Source organism: Streptomyces sp. NBC_01431, assembly GCF_036231355.1.
Classification (GTDB): Bacteria; Actinomycetota; Actinomycetes; order Streptomycetales; family Streptomycetaceae; genus Streptomyces.
In genome coordinates this window covers 3,224,797-3,241,560 of the sequence record NZ_CP109496.1, presented here as the reverse complement: position 1 = coordinate 3,241,560, position 16,764 = coordinate 3,224,797, and the positions used below count along the sequence as shown (strand labels likewise).

At 70.4% G+C, this 16,764-nt stretch carries 17 protein-coding genes; 7 read left to right on the top strand and 10 right to left on the bottom strand.

The genetic code is table 11. The features are described from left to right. The first annotated feature begins 127 nt into the window (after positions 1-127). The 4 genes from OG522_RS14775 to OG522_RS14760 are packed head-to-tail and all read left to right on the top strand — an operon-like array spanning position 128 to position 2,959. Entirely contained in the window at positions 128-667 is a 540-nt protein-coding gene (locus tag OG522_RS14775; protein ID WP_329463451.1) for a phosphatase PAP2 family protein, read from the top strand. After that, positions 664-1,608: a decaprenyl-phosphate phosphoribosyltransferase gene (locus OG522_RS14770; RefSeq protein WP_329463450.1), complete on the top strand. Its 945-nt coding sequence runs from the start codon at positions 664-666 to the stop codon at positions 1,606-1,608. Before OG522_RS14775 ends, OG522_RS14770 begins: the two co-directional genes overlap by 4 nt. Further along, positions 1,605-2,072, top strand: a complete 468-nt coding sequence (locus tag OG522_RS14765; RefSeq protein WP_329463449.1) for a GtrA family protein — start codon at positions 1,605-1,607, stop codon at positions 2,070-2,072. The genes OG522_RS14770 and OG522_RS14765 overlap by 4 nt, the downstream gene beginning before the upstream one ends. Beyond that, positions 2,060-2,959 (top strand): YihY/virulence factor BrkB family protein, encoded by a 900-nt coding sequence (locus tag OG522_RS14760; RefSeq protein WP_329463448.1) that lies wholly within the window; start codon positions 2,060-2,062, stop codon positions 2,957-2,959. The genes OG522_RS14765 and OG522_RS14760 overlap by 13 nt, the downstream gene beginning before the upstream one ends. On the opposite strand, the gene OG522_RS14755 is transcribed toward OG522_RS14760, so the two are convergent. Continuing rightward, positions 2,928-4,223, bottom strand: coding sequence for a D-alanyl-D-alanine carboxypeptidase family protein (locus tag OG522_RS14755; RefSeq protein ID WP_443074702.1), 1,296 nt, complete (start codon positions 4,221-4,223; stop codon positions 2,928-2,930). The two genes, OG522_RS14760 and OG522_RS14755, sit on opposite strands and share 32 nt — an antisense overlap. Positions 4,224-4,425: 202 nt before the next feature. Continuing rightward, a complete protein-coding gene (locus OG522_RS14750; RefSeq protein ID WP_329463446.1) occupies positions 4,426-4,656 on the bottom strand; it encodes an SCO4848 family membrane protein in 231 nt (76 codons plus the stop codon). A 422-nt stretch (positions 4,657-5,078) separates the two neighbouring features. On the opposite strand from OG522_RS14750, the gene OG522_RS14745 reads away from it, so the two are divergent. Together OG522_RS14745 and OG522_RS14740 are read left to right on the top strand one after the other, a co-directional pair. Continuing rightward, a complete protein-coding gene (locus tag OG522_RS14745; protein WP_329463445.1) occupies positions 5,079-6,650 on the top strand; it encodes an ABC transporter substrate-binding protein in 1,572 nt (523 codons plus the stop codon). A 172-nt stretch (positions 6,651-6,822) separates the two neighbouring features. Continuing rightward, the gene (locus tag OG522_RS14740; RefSeq protein WP_329463444.1) at positions 6,823-9,021 is read left to right on the top strand and encodes an alpha-N-acetylglucosaminidase; all 2,199 of its coding nucleotides are present in this window, start codon (positions 6,823-6,825) and stop codon (positions 9,019-9,021) included. 52 nt (positions 9,022-9,073) lie between these two features. Here the strand turns inward: OG522_RS14740 and OG522_RS14735 are convergent, their stop codons facing one another. Next, on the bottom strand, positions 9,074-9,841 hold the full coding sequence (locus tag OG522_RS14735; RefSeq protein ID WP_382800103.1) for a TetR/AcrR family transcriptional regulator: 768 nt from the start codon (positions 9,839-9,841) through the stop codon (positions 9,074-9,076). A 76-nt stretch (positions 9,842-9,917) separates the two neighbouring features. Next, positions 9,918-11,168, bottom strand: coding sequence for an MFS transporter (locus tag OG522_RS14730; RefSeq protein ID WP_329463443.1), 1,251 nt, complete (start codon positions 11,166-11,168; stop codon positions 9,918-9,920). Positions 11,169-11,261: 93 nt separating this feature from the next. On the opposite strand from OG522_RS14730, the gene OG522_RS14725 reads away from it, so the two are divergent. Continuing rightward, on the top strand, positions 11,262-11,768 hold the full coding sequence (locus tag OG522_RS14725; protein ID WP_329463442.1) for a MarR family winged helix-turn-helix transcriptional regulator: 507 nt from the start codon (positions 11,262-11,264) through the stop codon (positions 11,766-11,768). A gap of 103 nt (positions 11,769-11,871) precedes the next feature. Here OG522_RS14725 and OG522_RS14720 read toward each other — a convergent pair whose 3' ends face one another. From OG522_RS14720 to OG522_RS14695, 6 genes are all read right to left on the bottom strand, one after another. Continuing rightward, positions 11,872-12,237 (bottom strand): hypothetical protein, encoded by a 366-nt coding sequence (locus OG522_RS14720; RefSeq protein ID WP_329463441.1) that lies wholly within the window; start codon positions 12,235-12,237, stop codon positions 11,872-11,874. Positions 12,238-12,426: 189 nt separating this feature from the next. Then, positions 12,427-13,191, bottom strand: coding sequence for a succinate dehydrogenase iron-sulfur subunit (locus OG522_RS14715; protein WP_329463440.1), 765 nt, complete (start codon positions 13,189-13,191; stop codon positions 12,427-12,429). Then, on the bottom strand, positions 13,191-14,945 hold the full coding sequence (sdhA, locus tag OG522_RS14710; protein WP_329463439.1) for a succinate dehydrogenase flavoprotein subunit: 1,755 nt from the start codon (positions 14,943-14,945) through the stop codon (positions 13,191-13,193). Before sdhA ends, OG522_RS14715 begins: the two co-directional genes overlap by 1 nt. Positions 14,946-14,976: 31 nt before the next feature. Continuing rightward, positions 14,977-15,459, bottom strand: a complete 483-nt coding sequence (locus OG522_RS14705; RefSeq protein WP_329463438.1) for a succinate dehydrogenase hydrophobic membrane anchor subunit — start codon at positions 15,457-15,459, stop codon at positions 14,977-14,979. 8 nt (positions 15,460-15,467) lie between these two features. Next, a complete protein-coding gene (gene sdhC, locus OG522_RS14700; protein ID WP_329463437.1) occupies positions 15,468-15,848 on the bottom strand; it encodes a succinate dehydrogenase, cytochrome b556 subunit in 381 nt (126 codons plus the stop codon). Positions 15,849-16,014: 166 nt separating this feature from the next. Next, positions 16,015-16,686 carry a 2-oxo-4-hydroxy-4-carboxy-5-ureidoimidazoline decarboxylase gene (locus OG522_RS14695; protein WP_443074701.1) on the bottom strand — a complete coding sequence of 224 codons (672 nt, stop codon included), beginning with the start codon at positions 16,684-16,686 and terminating at the stop codon, positions 16,015-16,017. Positions 16,687-16,764 lie beyond the last annotated feature (78 nt).

Genomic DNA, 16,764 nt, shown 5'->3' with positions numbered 1-16,764 from the left:
CTCCCCGAAATGGGTGATTAGATGAGTGTCGGTCCCTTTTATCCCAAATATGCCTTCCTCGGACCAGGAGAGTCGCCCATGGCCTACGGCCAGTTGGCGGGGCCGACGTCACGGAAGAGGGTGGCAGATGCAGAAGCCGTCGTGCACCGACGCCGATCAACGGCTCCTGGCCGCACTGCGCGACTGCGGCACGGACCCACGCGTGGCCGCCGCCGCCCGCGCGCTGTCCAGGGCCGGCGAGCACGGCGCGCTCTGGCTCGCGGCCGGGCTCGCCGCGGCCGCCGCCGACCGGGACCGGCGTGCGGCCTGGCTGCGCGCCGCCGCTCTGGTCGCCGTCGCCCACCTGGCCAGCATGGGCGTGAAGCGGGTGGTGCGCAGGCCCCGGCCGCACCTTCCGGCGGGCGAACCCCTGGTGCGCACCGCGGGGCGGCACTCGTTCCCGAGCTCGCACGCGACCTCGGCCGCCGCCGCGGCCGTCGCCTACGGCGCGCTGCGACCGGCGGGCGCGCACCTGGTGCCGCCGCTGGCTGCCGCGATGTGTGTGTCCCGCCTGGTCGCCGGGGTGCACTACCCCAGCGACATCGCGGCGGGCGCGCTGCTCGGCGGTGTCACCGCGCGAGCCGGCGCGGCCTGGATGCGCAAACCGCTCGAAGGGGGGCGCCGATGACCGAGCCCGGTGCGGTACTCCTCGACCCTCCCGGCCCGGCCTCACCGATCCGGCGCCTGCTCGCACTCCCCGGTGGCCTGGTGCGCACCGCGCGGCCCCGCCAGTGGATCAAGAACGTGCTCGTGGTGGCCGCCCCCGCCGCCGCGGGCCGGCTCACCAGTGAGCACGTCCTCACCCAACTCACCCTGGTATTCGCCCTGTTCACGGCAGCGGCGTCCGCCGTCTACCTCATCAACGACGCCCGCGACGCCGAGGCCGACCGCGCCCACCCCGACAAGTGCCACCGCCCGGTCGCCGCCGGGCGGGTGCCGGTGACCGCCGCCTACGCGGCCGGCGCGGTACTGGCCGTGCTCGCCCCGCTCGGCGCCGCGCTGACCTGCAACGCCATGACGGCCGCGCTCCTCACCGGGTACGTCGTCATGCAACTCGCCTACTGCGTCAAGCTGAAGCACGTCCTCGTCGTCGATCTGGTCGTCGTCACCGCCGGGTTCCTGATGCGGGCCATGACCGGCGGCGTCGCGCTCGGCATCCCGCTGTCCCGCTGGTTCCTGATCACCGCCGGGTTCGGCGCGCTGTTCATGGTCTCCGCCAAGCGGTACTCCGAAGCCGTCCAGATGGAGGGCCGCGGCGCCGCCACCCGCTCGCTCCTGGACGCGTACACCACCGGCTACCTCCGCTTCGTGTGGCAGCTCGCCGCGGGTGTCGCGGTGCTCGCCTACTGCATGTGGGCCCTGGAGAGCGGCGGAATGTCGGGCGGTTCGCTGCTGCCCTGGCGGCAGTTGTCGATGGTCCCCTTCATCGGGGCGATCCTGCGGTATGCCGTCTTCGCCGACCGGGGCAGCGCGGGCGCCCCCGAACACGTCGTCCTGCACGACCGCGCGCTCGCCGTCATCGGTCTGGTGTGGATCGCGCTGTACGCGCTCGCGGTCGCCGACCTGTGAGCATCACCAGGTCCGAGGTGACCGGCTTCGCACTGGCCGGGATCTGCGCGTACGCCGCCGACCTCGGGCTCTTCCTGTGGCTGCGGTCCGGGCTCGGCTGGGACCCGATCGGCGCCAAGTGCCTCTCGTTCGTGGCCGGTTGCACGGTCGCCTACCTCGGCAACGCGTTCGGCACCTATCGGGGGCGGCGGGCCGGGCGACGCGGGTACGCGGTGTTCCTCGCCGTGAACATCGCGGGCGCACTGGTGCAGTTGCTCTGCATCGCCGTCTCGCACTACGGCCTCGGCTTCACCTCCCCGCGCGCCGACACCCTCTCCGGCGCGGTCCTCGGCATGGCCCTCGCCACCTGCCTGCGATTCTGGGGCACGAGAACGCTGGTCTTCAGCCAGGGTGGCGGCGACGTCCCGCCCCCGGAAGGACACAGCACGGGTGAAGAGGGTAGTCGTACGTCATGGACTGGCTGAAGAAACTCCCCGTCGTCGGGCCCTGGATCATCCGGCTCATGCGGACGCACCTCTGGCGTTCGTACGAGCGGCTCGACCGCGTCGTCTGGTCCCGGCTGGCCGCGGCCATCACCTTCATCAGCTTCCTGGCGATCTTTCCGCTGATCACCGTCAGCGCCGCCGTCACGGCTGCGCTGCTGTCCACCGCGCAGGTGCAGCAGCTCCAGCACACCATCGCCGAACAGGTCCCCGGCATCTCCGACCAGCTCGACCTCCAGGGGCTGATCGACAACGCCGGGACGGTGGGAGGCGTCGCGGGCGCGCTGCTGCTGCTCACCGGCATCGGCTGGATCGGGCAGATGCGCGGCTGTCTGCGCGTGGTGTGGGACATGGAGGAGACCGAGGAGGGCGAGAACCCGTTCCTGCGCAAGCTCAAGGACGCCGGAGTCCTCATGGGCCTCGGCGCCGCGGGACTCGCCTCGTGGGGCGCCTCCTCCCTCGGCTCCACGGCCGTCGGCTGGAGCGCCGACCGGCTCGGCATCGACCAGGGCGGCGCGGGCGGGGTGCTGCTGCGGGTCGCGGCGGTCGCGGTCGCCGTGCTCGCCGACTTCCTGCTCCTGTTGTACGTGCTGACGCTGCTGCCCGGGGTGAGTCCGCCGCGCCGCCGCCTGGTGGTGGCCGCGCTGATCGGCGCGGTCGGCTTCGAACTCCTCAAAATGCTGCTCGGCGGCTACATCAAGGGCGTGGCCGCCAAGAGCATGTACGGCGCCTTCGGGGTGCCCATCGCGCTGCTGCTCTGGATCAACTTCACCGCGAAGCTGCTCCTTTTCTGCGCGGCGTGGACGGCCACCCCGGCCAAGGAGGACGCCCCCGAGCTCACCGCTTCCGCAGCGGCCAGCGACGATTGATCAGGAACACCGCGCCCGCGACGAGCACCAGCACGCCACCGGTCACGGCGAGTGCGATGCCCATGCCGCCGCTCTCGCCCCGGTTGGCGGCGGACGCCTGCTCCGTGCGGCTCCGGGCGGTCGGCGACGAGCTGTCCCCGGCCCCGGTCTGCGCGGACTTCGGCGGGACGAGTTCACCGACCGGGGTCACCTTGCCGGAGGCCGCGAACCCCCAGTCGAGCAGGCGGCCCGCCTCCTTGTAGACGGCCTGGCTCTCGGCGGACTCCGGGTTCATGACGGTGACGAGCAGCACCCGGCCGTCCCGCTCGGCGACACCGGTGAAGGTCGAGCCCGCGTTGGTGGTGTTGCCGTTCTTGACGCCCGCGATGCCCTTGTAGGGGCTGAGGCCGAAGTCCCCGGTGAGCAGCCGGTTGGTGTTCTGGATGTCGATGCTCTGGCGCTTCTTGTCCTTGCCCTCGGGGCCGGGGAACTTCGCGGTCGCCGTCGAGCAGTACTCGCGGAAGTCCTTCTTCTGGAGCCCCGAGCGGGCGAACAGCGTCAGGTCGTACGCGCTGGACACCTGGCCCGGCGCGTCGTAGCCGTCCGGCGAGACGACGTGGGTGTCCAGGGCCTGGAGGTCGTCCGCGTGGTCCTGCATGTCCTTGACGGTCTGGGGCACCCCGCCGTTCATCGAGGACAGCACGTGCACGGCGTCGTTGCCGGAGCGCAGGAACACCCCGAGCCACAGGTCGTGCACCGAATACGACAGGTTCGGCTTGACCCCCACCAGGCTGCTGCCGGGGCCCATCCCGGCGAGGTCGGCCGGGGTGACCACGTGCTGCTGGTCCCGGGGGAACTTGGGCAGCACGGTGTCCGCGAAGAGCATCTTCAGGGTCGAGGCGGGCGGCAGCCGCCAGTGCGCGTTGTGCGCGGCGAGCACCTGGCCGCTCTCGGCGTCCGCGACGATCCACGACCGGCCGGTCACGTCCTTGGGCAGCACGGGCGCGCCCGCGCCGAGGCGCACCTGGGTGCCGGGCTGACCCAGCTGGTCCCCGCCGAGCTTCGACATGTCCGCGGGGGGCGGATCGTAGCGGGGCTTGGCGGGCGCGCCGGGTGCGCCGGGCGTGCTGGACGCGGTTGGCTTGTCGTCCCGGGGCACCGCGGCGGCGGGGGGCGCGGACAGGCCGGGCAGCAGGGCGGCGGCGGCCACGGCGACGGACAGGGCGAGCCCGGCGGGCCTCTTCGGCGCGTACTGGTGCGATGCGCTCTTCTTCACGGCAGACACGTTCGAGAACGTACAGGCTGTGCGCGCCGATCCGATCATCGGACGGATGACCCGCCGGAAGCTCCCACCCGGCCGGGGGTGTGCGGCGGCGCCGGCCGCGCAACCTTCCGCGTCACGCCGCGCCGTCGAGGACGGCCCGCGCCCCAAAAACGGCAGCGGCCACTCGCACCGGCGCCGCCGCCCCGTCCGGCCCGCTCGCCGCCTACTTGTTCGCCCGGACGCCCCGGAGCCCGATGACACCGATGATCGTCCCGAGCGCGAACGAGACGATGGCGAGCGTCAGATGGACCCAGAAGTACGCCGTGGGCCGGTCGTGGTCGAAGGCGAGTCCGCTGGCGTCGGCCCACAGGTTCTTGGCGAAGGTCACCCAGACCACCCAGGACCACGCGCCGAACGCGAGCAGGAACCACGAGACGCGACGGCTGAGCTTCATGGGCTTCCTTCTGGTGGAGAGGGGCGTTCGCTCCCAGTATGTCGGCCGCCTTCAGCAGCTCGACCGCGGGGCCGCGAGCCGGGTAACCGCCGAGGAACCACTTCTGTGAAGAACCTGTGCAGGGGTGGGGCGGGCTTGCCCGTGGCGCGGCCGGGACCCGGCCGACTGCTTCCGCTGGCCGCCGCCACCTGCCTTTCCCCCGGGGCGCCGCGCGGATAGCCGGGTTCCGCTTCCTGTGGCGGCTCAAGCGCGAGCGGCAGGCGATCGAGGGCCGCGTCACGCTCGGCTAACGAGTACCTGTGAGTAGAAGGTTGACCCTTCCACTATGTGAAGGACGTGTGATTGGGTGAGCGCCATCACAGGCGCAGCGTGCTGTCTCCGCGCGCCGGTCCAGAGTGGGGCGTTCCGAGGAGAACACGGCGATGCGGTCGATCCGTATGCGGATTCTGGCTATTGGCGCGGCAGTGGTGGTCGCTGGTGTCGGCGGCTGGCAGCTGCTGCCCTCCGGCGAGGTGAAGAAGGCCCCGATCGTCGTGGGCACCACCGACGTGATCACCTCGCTCGACCCCGCGGGCGCCTACGACGCGGGATCCTGGGCGGTCTACAACAACGTCTACCAGTCGCTGCTCACCTTCCCGCAGGGCAGCTCGACCCCGGTCCCGGACGCCGCGCGAAGCTGCGCGTTCGTCGGGCAGAAGCTCCAGACGTACCGGTGCGTGCTACGGGACGACATCAGCTTCTCCAGCGGGCGCCGGATGACCGCCGAGGACGTGAAGTTCTCCTTCGACCGGATGCTGAAGATCAACTCCGAGGTGGGTCCCGCACCGCTGTTCTCCATGCTCGGCTCGGTGGGCGTCGAGGGGAACGCCATCACCTTCAACCTGAAGAGCAAGGACGCCACCTTCCCGTCGAAGCTCGCCACCGGCGCGGGCTCGATCGTCGACAGCAGCCAGTACCCGGCGACCGGACTGCGCAAGGGTGACTCGGTGGTGGGCTCGGGCCCGTACCTGCTCAAGCAGTACGAGAAGGACGCCACCGGGCGCCCGGTCAGCGCGCGCCTTGAGCCCAACCCCGGCTACCGGGGCGCGGTGGCCAAGAAGGGGCTGCCCGTAACCATTCGCTACTTCGCCGAGTCCGACCAGCTGAACGACGCCTGGCAGGCCAAGCAGGTCGACGTCACCCACCGCGAGATGCCGCCCTCGGTACTCTCCAAGCTCTCGCCCGGCGACCCGAACCTGCGCATCACCACCTCGCCCGGCTACGACATCCGCGACCTCAACTTCAACGTGAAGTCGGCCGGCGCGGTCGCCAAGCCCAAGGTCCGCGAGGCCGCCGCCGCCCTCATCGACCGCGCGGCGTTGGCCAACACCGTCTACAGCGGCACCGTCGAGCCCCTCTACTCGCTGATCCCGCAGGGCTTCACCGGCCACAGCACCGCCTTCTTCGACGCCTACCCGCAGCCCGACCCGGTCAGGGCGAAAGCCCTGTTGCGGTCGGCGGGCGAGCAGCTGCCGGTCCGCTTCAACCTGGCGTACCGCAAGCTCGGCGCGAACGGCGCGGAGGCCGAGCAGATCAAGCGGCAGCTGGAGCGGGACGGCATCTTCAAGGTCGACCTGATCGCCGAGGCGGACTGGCCGAAGATGCAGGAGAACTTCGCGGCGGGCAAGTACGACGCCTACACCTCGGGCTGGCTCGCCGACTTCCCCGACCCGGACAACTTCGGCCAGCCGCTCGTCGGCACCGGCAACAGCCTCCACAACAACTACTCCGACAGGACGAGCGACCAGATCATCCAGCAGACCCAGGGGTACACCGACCGGGGCCGCGCCGCCGACGACTTCAAGGCGCTCCAGGAGAAGGTCGCCCAGGACGTCCCGCTGGTCCCGCTGTGGCAGGGCAAGAACTACGTCCTGGGCAGCAAGGACATCAGCGGCTCGCAGTACCTGTCGGACGGCACGGGCGTGTGGCGCCTGTGGGAACTGGGCTGGATCTGACCGGCGGACCGGAACGGGCGGATGCGAGCGGCCGGGCCTTGGTGGGCGGCCGGGGTCACCGGGTTCGGACGAGTTGGTTTGCACGGGCGGTGTTCGTCCAAAGGGCTTTTGTCCAAGGAGTCACCGGTTCTGCTCCATTGACCGCGCCGAGAGGCACTGCTTCCGTCGAGGGATGCGCCTTTCCCGTCGTACGCTCCTGAGCTCACTCGCCGGATCGGCCCTCGCCCTCGGGGTGGGCACCGAGGCCGGGTACGCCAACGAGGCCGGGGCCGCGGCCGCCCGGGGCCCCGCCGCGCGGGCGCTGGCCCGGCTGCTGCCCGCTCAGCGCGATCAGGTCACCTTCCGCACGGTGGCGCGCGCGGCCGCCCGCGACCGCTTCCGCGTCTCGGGCGGGGCCGGCCGGATCCTCGTCGAAGGCAGCACCCCGGCAGTCCAACTCGCCGGATTCCACTGGTACTTGAGGCACGTCGCACACGCCCACATCTCCTGGGCGGGGGAGCAGACCCGGCTGTCCAGCCGCCTCCCGGCGCCCCCGGAGCCCATCGAGAAGACCGCCAACGTCACCCACCGCTTCGTCTTCAACGACACCAACGACGGCTACACCGGTACCTACCACGACTGGCCGTACTGGGAGCGCGAGCTCGACGTCCTCGCGCTGCACGGCTACAACGAGGTGCTGGTCTACCTCGGCGCGGACTCGGTGTACCACCGCACCTTCCTCCAGCACGGCTACGCCGACGAGGAGTTGCGCGCCTGGATCCCCGGCCCCGCGCACCAGCCGTGGTGGCTGCTACAGAACATGTCGGGCTTCGGCGGCCCGGTTTCCCGGCAACTCCTGGACAGCCGGGCCGAGTTGGCGACCCGCATCATCAACCGGCTGCGCGAACTGGGCATGACGCCGGTGCTGCCCGGCTACTTCGGTACGGTGCCGCCCGGCTTCGCCGCCCGCAACCCGGGCGCCCATGTCGTACCGCAGGGCGGCTGGGTGGGCTTCACCCGGCCCGACTGGCTCGACCCGCGTTCGGACCACTTCACGCGGATCGCGGAAACTTTCTACCGCGAACAGGCAGACCTGTTCGGCGCGACCTCCATGTACAAGATGGACCTCCTGCACGAGGGCGGAAACCCCGGTGACGTGCCGATCGGCGCGGCCGCGAAGGCCGTCGAAGCGGCGCTGCGCACGGCCCACCCCGGTGCGATCTGGAACATCCTGGGCTGGCAGACGAACCCGCACCGCGAAATCATCGAAGCGGTCGACAAGGCGAAGCTGTTCATCGTGGACGGCCTCTCCGACCGCTTCCCGTCCGTCACCGACCGCGAGGAATCATGGGAGGGCGCGCCGTACGCCTTCGGCTCCATCTGGAACTTCGGCGGCCATACGGCGATGGGTGCGAACACCCCCGACTGGGCCTCTCTGTACGAGAGTTGGCGTACCAAGCCGAACAGCGCGCTCGACGGCATCGCGCTCATGCCGGAAGGCGCGGACAACAATCCCGCCGCCTTCGCCCTCTTCTCCGACCTGCCCTGGACGGACGGCCCGCTCGACCTGGAAACCTGGTTCAAGGAGTGGCCCCGCTACCGGTACGGCGCCGATGACGAACACGCCGCCGACGCCTGGGACACCCTGCGCCGCACCGCGTACGGCACGACGCGGGCGGACTCGTGGAGCGAAGGCGCGGACGGCCTGTTCGGCGCCCGCCCCGACCTGAAGGCGACCTCGGCGGCGTCGTGGTCGCCGCCCCAACTCCGGTACCCCAGCGATGAGTTCGCGAAGGCTCTGCCCGCCCTGCTGGCCGCGGCACCGGCACTGCGCACCTCGTCCGCGTACCGCTATGACCTCCTGGACGTCACCCGCCAGACCCTCTCCAATCACTCCCGGGTGCTGCTCCCACGTATCCGGGCGGCGTACGAGGCCAAGGACAAGGCCGCGTTCTCGCAGCTGACCGGCGAGTGGTTGTGCTGCCTCGACCTGCTGGAGCGGGCGGTCGCCACGGACCGGGGACACCTGCTGGGCCGCTGGATCGCGGACGCGCGCGCGTGGGGTGCGACGGCCGAGGAGAAGGACCGGCTCGCCTACGACGCGGTGTCGCTGCTCACGGTGTGGGGGCCGCGGGCGGGGGCGGACGGCGGGGGGCTGCGGGACTATGCGAACCGGGAGTGGTCCGGCCTGGTGGGGGGCCTGTACACACTGCGGTGGCGCACCTACTTCGACGCCCTGTCGGCCTCGCTGACCACGGGCCGACCGCCCGCGCCGATCGACTGGTACGCGCTGGAGGACACGTGGGTGCGGACGCATCCGGCGTACGCGGTGGAGCCGCGGGGAGACGTCGTGGGGGTGGCGTCGGAGGTGCGGGTGGCGTTGGGCCTGTAGCCGTTTTCCGGCCCCGGCCCAGGGCGGGCCAAGTCCCCGCCCTGGGCCGGGGCTATCCCCTCTTGCGGGAGGCCGCCGCCTGGGACATGCCCGGGAGGAAGTCCGTGAAGAGTTCGTGCACCTCGTGGACGAGGGGCCGCAGCACCCGGAAGCGTGCCAGTGCCACGCCGCGCGTGGTCAGCTTCGCCCCCCGGGCCGCCAGCCGATAGCTCCGCTCCCGCCCCGGCGACCGGTCGAACACCCAGTACAGGACGAGCCCCATCTGGGACAGCCACATCAACTCGGGCAGTACGTCGACGAGTTCGGCCGAAACCTTGGTCTTCGTGCCCGCGAGCACTTCCCGGTGCACCGAGATCGCGGCCTCGCGCGCGTGCTCCGACTCGGTGGAGAACGGGCTGAGCGGGCTGTCCGGATCCGCCGCGTTCTTGAAGAACTGCGCAGCGAACTCGTGGTACGGCGAGGCGATGTCCAGCCACACCCGCAGCACCCCGGCGAGCCGGGCCTCCAGCTCGGTCTCGGTGTCCAGGACCTCGCGGACGGCCGCCTGGTGCTCGGCCGCGATCCGGTCGTAGAACCCCTGGATGAGGTGTTCCTTGCCCGCGAAGTAGTAGTACGCGTTGCCGACCGAGACCCCGGCCTCCTGGGCGATGGCCCGCATGGTGGTCTTGTCGTAGCCCCGCTCCTGGAACAGCCGCATCGCGGTCTCCAGGATCAGAGTGCGGGTCTGCTCGCCCTTGGCGGGGCGGGGCTCGGACGCATCGGCTCCGGCCTGCCCGGTCGCATCGGGGCCGGTCTTGTCGGGAGCGTTCTCTGCTGGCACGGCAAGAGCCTAATCGGCCACGGAGCAGCGGGGACCGCAGGGCCCGGGGCGCTCCTGCGCCCCGGGCCACCGGGACTCACGCGACGGTCTCGCCCTGGACTTTCGCCAAGTGCCCGGTCTGCGCGCCACCGCTGGCCGCGGGCTGACCGAAACGCCGCACGCCGGGCACGGCCGCCGTCGCCAGGCAGGCGCCGCCCACCACCAACGCCGCCGCGAGCAGCGGGACTTCGGGCCCCCAGGCATCCGCGGCGAGCGGCGCGAGCGCGTAGCCGAGGGGCATCGAGGCCAGCGAGAGCAGCCAGTCGTACGAGGTGACGCGGGCCAGCGCGTGGGCGGGGATCGCCGACTGGACCGAGGTCTGCCACACCGGTGAGAGGAAGCCGAGGCCCACCTGTGCGACGCCGTACGCCGCCACGGTGAGCGGCGCGGGCGCGGCGAGCGCGAGGAGGATGAGCGGCAGGGCGTAGGTGGCCAGGCCCAGATTGGCGGTCAGGACCGGGCGCCGGGGGCGGGCTCGGGAGGCGAGCAGCGAGCCGAGGAGCAGGCCGATCGCTCCGGCCTCGATGAAGGTGCTCCAGAAGACGGTGCCGCCGAAGTGCCGGAAGGCGATGGCCGGGCCGAGCGTCATGAGGACGGCGGCGCCGCCGTTCCAGGCGGAGTGGGCGATCAGGCTGGTCCAGTACCAGTCGCGCGAACGCACCTCGCTCCAGCCCTCCTTGAGGTCGGCGGCCAGCGAACGGCGCGGGATCGGGACGTGCTCGACCCGGATCAGGGTGAGCGTCGCGGCACTGATCGCGAAGCTGCACCCGTCCAGCACGAAGGCCCAGCCGGCGCCCGCGGTCTCCACCAGCAGTGCGGCGAGCAGCGGGCCGCCGAGCCGGGCCGAGCTGTTGGCCACGGCCATCAGGGAGTTGGCGCGCTGGCGTCCATCCGGTCCGACGGTGCCGGTGATCAGCGGCGCGGCGGTCGGCATGGCGAAGGCGGACGCGGCGCCGCCGATGGCCTCGGCGAGCGCGATCTGCCACAACCGCATAGCGCCGCCGAGGAGTTCGTATCCGACGAAGAGCTGGGCCGCGCACCGTATGAGATCGGTGGTGAGCGCGACCGTACGGGCGCGGAAGCGGTCGCCCGCGACTCCGCCGAGTGGAAGCAGGACCAGCTTGGGCACCATCGCGCAGCCCAGTACGAGCGCGAGCGCGCCCGCCGAGCCGGTGGCGGCGTAGACGGCGAGCGCCAGAGCGATGGGGACGACGGCGTCGCCGACGAGGGAGAGGGCGCGGCCGACGAAGAGCAGCCGGAAGGCGCCTGAGCGCAGGGGGTGCGGCATGGACGGCAATCTATTTCGGTACCGAAGCATCGGTCAATCAAATACTTCGTTGCCGAATTGGTGAGCGGAAGGCCGCGTCCGTACGATCGACCCATGGAGAAGCGGCGGGACTGGACCGACGGGCACGTCGAGCGCTGGCTGCCGGTGTTGCCCGGACTCGACCCCGAGATCGAGGGCGCCGTCACGCGCATGAACAAACTGTCCGTGCACCTGCGCCGCGTGCGCGAGCGGTCCCTGGCCGACTTCGCGCTCGACCGACCCGAGTTCGACACGCTGCACAAACTCGCCGGCCGGGGCGGCGCCGCGACCCCCTCCCAGCTCGCCGCCGACCTCGACCTTGCCCCCGCCTCGGTGACCGGTCGCCTCGACGGCCTGGAGCGACGCGGCCTGGTCCACCGCACCCCCTCGAAGACCGACCGCCGCCGCGTCGACGTGGAACTCACCGCCGAGGGCCGTCAGGTGTGGCTCGGCGCGATGGACGTACTGAGCCACGAGGAGGACCGTCTGCTCGGCGTCCTCTCCCCGGCCGAGCGCACCCGGCTGAACGACATGCTGCGCCGGATCATGGTGGCGGCGGAGACGAGCGGGGACGCGGGCTGACCTTGTTGGTCACGCCAGTTCACCCTGGGGAGTGAACTGTTGTCATTGATCGTAGGGTCGTGCCGTGCCCTGTCGATGCAGGTCGGACCGGCACTCGGAGGTCTCAACTGGCATATGCCGCGCGGTAGTTGCCGGTTGTGTTGCTCACTCGGCAAGCGGGCCCGGACGCCCCGCGTGAGCTGGAGCAACGCCGGTGTCCGCGGCGGCCGGCAGTGATGGACCCCGAGGCCGGGCTCTTCCCCGAGGAGCACGAGCCGGCCCGGTCGTGGTCCTCGTCCGTGAGCTTCACGCCGAAGGCCTTCTCGCAGTAGGCCTTGGTGGCCTCGTACCGCGCTTGCAATTCCTCCCGGGTCGGAGTCGCCCCGGCCAGCTCGGCGACGAAGTCACGCATGGTCATCCCGCGCTCCCGGGCGAGCGCCATCAGGCGGTCGCGAACAGCGGGGTCAACCTTGATCGTGGTATCTGCCATGCACCTGGCGCGGCCGTCGGCCGAGTGGCCCGACGGCTGCCCGGTGCTGACCCAGGAGCCGGAGCTGTACAAGGCCACCCCGCTGGTGCGTACGATCCGGTTCCCGCGGCACTAGCCGGAAACGGCAAAGGATCCCGCCCCCGGAGTGGATTCCGGGGGCGGGGCCCTTGCAGACCCGTACGGGAAGGATCAGAAGCGGCGCGTGATCAGGGCGCGCTTGACTTCCTGGATGGCCTTGGTGACCTCGATGCCGCGGGGGCACGCGTCGGTGCAGTTGAACGTCGTGCGGCAACGCCACACGCCGTCCTTGTCGTTGAGGATCTCCAGGCGCTGCTCGCCCGCCTCGTCACGGCTGTCGAAGATGAAGCGGTGCGCGTTCACGATCGCGGCCGGGCCGAAGTACTGGCCGTCGTTCCAGAAGACCGGGCAGGACGACGTGCACGCGGCGCACAGGATGCACTTGGTGGTGTCGTCGAAGCGCTCGCGGTCCTCGGGGGACTGCAGACGCTCGCGCGTCGGCTCGTTGCCCTTCGTGATGAGGAAGGGCATCACGTCGCGGTACGCCTGGAAGAACGGCTCCATGTCCACGACCAGGTCCTTCTGGACCGTGAGGCCCTTGATGGCCTCGATGGTGATGGGCTTGGACGGGTTGATGTCCTTGATCAGCGTCTTGCAGGCGAGACGGTTCTTGCCGTTGATGCGCATGGCGTCGGAACCGCAGATGCCGTGGGCGCAGGAACGACGGAAGGTCAGCGAACCGTCGATCTCCCACTTGATCTTGTGGAGACCGTCGAGCACGCGCTCCTTCGGGTCGATCTCCAGCTGGAAGTCCTCCCACTGCGCCTCGTCCGAGATCTCCGGGTTGAAGCGGCGGATCCGGAAGGTGACCGTGATGAGGTGCGAACCGTTGTCCGCCTCCAGCGCCTGGAGCTTGTCCATCGTCGGGGTTGCCATCAGTACTTACGCTCCATCGGCTGGTAGCGGGTCTGGACGACGGGCTTGTAGTCGAGGCGGATCGAGTCCTTGCCGCCGTCCGCGACCTCGCGGTACGCCATGGTGTGGCGCATGAAGTTGACGTCGTCGCGGTTCGGGTAGTCCTCGCGGTAGTGACCGCCGCGGGACTCCTTGCGCGCCAGGGCGGACACGGCCATGACCTCGGCCAGGTCGAGCAGGTTGCCCAGCTCGATGGCCTCCAGGAGGTCGGTGTTGAACCGCTTGCCCTTGTCCTGGACGGACACGTTCTTGTAGCGCTCGCGCAGTTCGGCGATCTTCTCGACCGCCGTCTTGATCGTCTGCTCGGTGCGGAAGACCATGACGTTGGCGTCCATGGTCTCCTGGAGCTCCTTGCGGATGACCGAGACCCGCTCGGTGCCCGTCGCCGACAGCAGGTTCTTGACCTGTGCCTCGACCTGCGCCGCGGGGTTCTCCGGGAGCTCGACGTACTCGGCGGTGTGCGAGTAGTCGGCGGCGGCGATGCCGGCCCGCTTGCCGAACACGTTGATGTCCAGGAGGGAGTTCGTGCCGAGGCGGTTGGCGCCGTGCACGGACACGCAGGCCACCTCGCCGGCCGCGTACAGGCCCGGGACGACCGTGGTGTTGTCCGAGAGGACCTCACCCTGGACGTTGGTCGGGATGCCGCCCATGGCGTAGTGCGCGGTGGGCTGGATCGGGATCGGGTCCGTGTACGGCTCGATGCCCAGGTAGGTGCGCGCGAACTCGGTGATGTCCGGGAGCTTGGCGTCGAGCTGCTCCGGCGGGAGGTGCGTCAGGTCGAGGTAGACGTGGTCGCCCTCGGGACCGCAGCCGCGGCCCTCGCGGATCTCCGTGTAGATGGAGCGCGAGACGACGTCACGGGACGCGAGGTCCTTCATGACCGGCGCGTACTTCTCCATGAAGCGCTCGCCGTCCTTGTTGCGCAGGATGCCGCCCTCACCGCGGGCGCCCTCCGTCAGCAGGATGCCCATGCGCCAGATGCCCGTCGGGTGGAACTGGAAGAACTCCATGTCCTCCAGCGGCAGCCCGCGGCGGTAGCACGCGGCCTGGCCGTCACCGGTCAGGGTGTGCGCGTTGGACGTCACCTTGAAGAACTTGCCGGTGCCGCCCGAGGCGTAGATGACCGCCTTCGACTGGAAGACGTGGATCTCGCCGGTCGCCAGCTCGTAGGCGACGACGCCCGCGGACTTCTTGACGCCGTCCTCCTCCACCAGGAGCTGATCGAGGACGTAGAACTCGTTGAAGAACTCCACGCCCTCCTTGATGCAGTTCTGGTAGAGGGTCTGGAGGATCATGTGGCCGGTGCGGTCGCCCGAGTAGCAGGCACGGCGGACCGGGGCCTCGCCGTGGTTGCGGGAGTGACCGCCGAAACGGCGCTGGTCGATCTCACCCTTGGGCGTACGGCCGAACGGCAGGCCCATCTTCTCCAGGTCGAGGACCGCGTCGATGGCCTCCTTCGCCAGGATCTCGGCGGCGTCCTGGTCGACCAGGTAGTCGCCGCCCTTGATCGTGTCGAAGGTGTGCCACTCCCAGTTGTCCTCTTCCACGTTGGCGAGCGCGGCGGCCATGCCGCCCTGCGCCGCGCCGGTGTGGGAGCGGGTGGGGTAGAGCTTCGTCAGCACGGCGGTGCGGCTGCGCTTGGTCGACTCGATGGCCGCGCGCATGCCCGCGCCGCCGGCGCCGACGATGACGGTGTCGTACTTGTGGATCTTCATCAGAGAATTCCTCAGTCCCTCAGCCCGTGGCCTAGCGGATGTTCGGGTCGAAGGTGAAGATCACCAGCGTGCCCAGCAGGACGGTGAACACCGTGGCGGTGTAGAGCAGCATCTTCAGCCAGAAGCGGGTGTTGTCCCGCTGCGCGTAGTCGTTGATGACGGTGCGCAGGCCGTTGGCGCCGTGCAGCATGGCCAGCCACAGCATGGCCAGGTCCCAGATCTGCCAGAACGGGGACGCCCAGCGGCCCGCCACGAAGGCGAAGCCGATCTTGGAGACGCCGCCGTCGAGGACGAGCTGGATCAGCAGGTGGCCGAGGACCAGGACGACGAGCACGATGCCGGACAGCCGCATGAACAGCCAGCCGTACAGCTCGAAGTTCGTACGGGTCGACTTCGGGGTCTTCTTGGTGCGCCGGCGCGGGGCCTCGATGAGCGGGGCCGGGTGATCGGTGTCGTACAGGCTCACGCCCTCGACTTCGCCGATCGCGGCAGCGGAAGAGGTTTCGGCAGACATCTCAGTCCTCAGCTCCCGAACAGTTCACGAGCGGCGTGGCCGAGCACCGGGTAGAGCGCGCCCACCATCAGCACGACCCAGACGCCCACGACGGTCCAGAGCATCTGCTTCTGGTAGCGGGGGCCCTTGGCCCAGAAGTCGACCGCGATGATGCGCAGGCCGTTGAGCGCGTGGAACAGGATCGCGGCCACCAGGCCGTACTCCAGGCACGCGACGATGGGCGTCTTGTAGGTCGCCACGACTTTGTCGTACGCCTCGGGGGAGACACGCACGAGAGCGGTGTCGAGGACGTGTACGAACAGGAAGAAGAAGATGAGGACGCCGGTGACTCGATGAGCCACCCAGGACCACATTCCTTCCCGGCCGCGGTACAGCGTTCCAGCCGGCACGGAAGAACCCTCCGGGAGCGGTATGAAGGGCCGGCCGGCTTCAGTGTCGGTCAGACCCGGCCGGGTACGGTCCACCGGCCCCGGTCATCGTAGCGACGAGATGTCGGTTCCCTCGCGCGGGGTCCATAGGTGTGATCAAACAGGCAATCAAACAGCCACGTACGGGCTAGAGAACGCGGCGTGCGGGGCGGGAAGTGTCGGATTCCGGATGTTTGCATACGAGATGGGCGAGTCGGGCGCGGGCGAGGCGGCGTAGTTCGTCGGCGGCGATCGACCGCTCCTCGTCCCACTCGTTCGTCATCCGCACCCGGATCCCGCTCAGCACCTGGTTCAGCCGGTTGGCCGCGCCGTCCCCGTCGAGGCAGATCACGAAGGCGTGCCCGAACCTGCTCTCGTACGCGGCGTGGGCCGCCCGCAGCGCGGTGTGCGCGGACTGCGGCGCGTCGGGGTGCAGTCCCGGCGAGGACTCCTCGGTCAGCGCCTGGGCGAGATCTGCGGCGCTCAGGTCGTAGCTTGCTTCGTCGGCCGCGGCGAGCAGCGCGTCCAGGTCCGGGTAGGGCCGGTGGGCGGCGATCCTCATGGCCCAGCGGTGGCTGGCGCAGCAGGTGAGCAGGTACGCCGCGGCCGCCTCCGGGGAGGCGGAGTTGAAACCGTCCAGGCCCTCGGGCCGCGGGGGCGGCGCCGGAACGGATGTGCCCCGCTGCTGATTCGGTATGGCCGCCCGCCCCTGGGCACGTGGAGTGTGATGGAGTGTCGGCGGTCGCTTCCAGGGGCCGGCGTGGGATTCGCTGGACAGCGTGGGCTCCTCGGACGCGACGCGGGACGGGGCGCTGAGCACGGAGACTGGAGTGGAAAGGGAGGCGGGAGTGCCGCCACGCTATCTACGTGGAGCGGGAGCCGTGCGACGGATGCACGA

Bases quoted from the DNA above. Each gene is read 5' to 3' on its own strand.
- OG522_RS14775 (WP_329463451.1), top strand. From the start codon at position 128: ATGCAGAAGCCGTCGTGCACCGACGCCGATCAACGGCTCCTGGCCGCA.
- OG522_RS14770 (WP_329463450.1), top strand. From the start codon at position 664: ATGACCGAGCCCGGTGCGGTACTCCTCGACCCTCCCGGCCCGGCCTCA.
- OG522_RS14760 (WP_329463448.1), top strand. From the start codon at position 2,060: ATGGACTGGCTGAAGAAACTCCCCGTCGTCGGGCCCTGGATCATCCGG.
- OG522_RS14750 (WP_329463446.1), bottom strand. From the start codon at position 4,656: ATGAAGCTCAGCCGTCGCGTCTCGTGGTTCCTGCTCGCGTTCGGCGCG.
- OG522_RS14745 (WP_329463445.1), top strand. From the start codon at position 5,079: ATGCGGTCGATCCGTATGCGGATTCTGGCTATTGGCGCGGCAGTGGTG.
- OG522_RS14740 (WP_329463444.1), top strand. From the start codon at position 6,823: ATGCGCCTTTCCCGTCGTACGCTCCTGAGCTCACTCGCCGGATCGGCC.
- OG522_RS14730 (WP_329463443.1), bottom strand. From the start codon at position 11,168: ATGCCGCACCCCCTGCGCTCAGGCGCCTTCCGGCTGCTCTTCGTCGGC.
- OG522_RS14725 (WP_329463442.1), top strand. From the start codon at position 11,262: ATGGAGAAGCGGCGGGACTGGACCGACGGGCACGTCGAGCGCTGGCTG.
- OG522_RS14720 (WP_329463441.1), bottom strand. From the start codon at position 12,237: ATGGCAGATACCACGATCAAGGTTGACCCCGCTGTTCGCGACCGCCTG.
- OG522_RS14715 (WP_329463440.1), bottom strand. From the start codon at position 13,191: ATGGCAACCCCGACGATGGACAAGCTCCAGGCGCTGGAGGCGGACAAC.
- sdhA (WP_329463439.1), bottom strand. From the start codon at position 14,945: ATGAAGATCCACAAGTACGACACCGTCATCGTCGGCGCCGGCGGCGCG.
- OG522_RS14705 (WP_329463438.1), bottom strand. From the start codon at position 15,459: ATGTCTGCCGAAACCTCTTCCGCTGCCGCGATCGGCGAAGTCGAGGGC.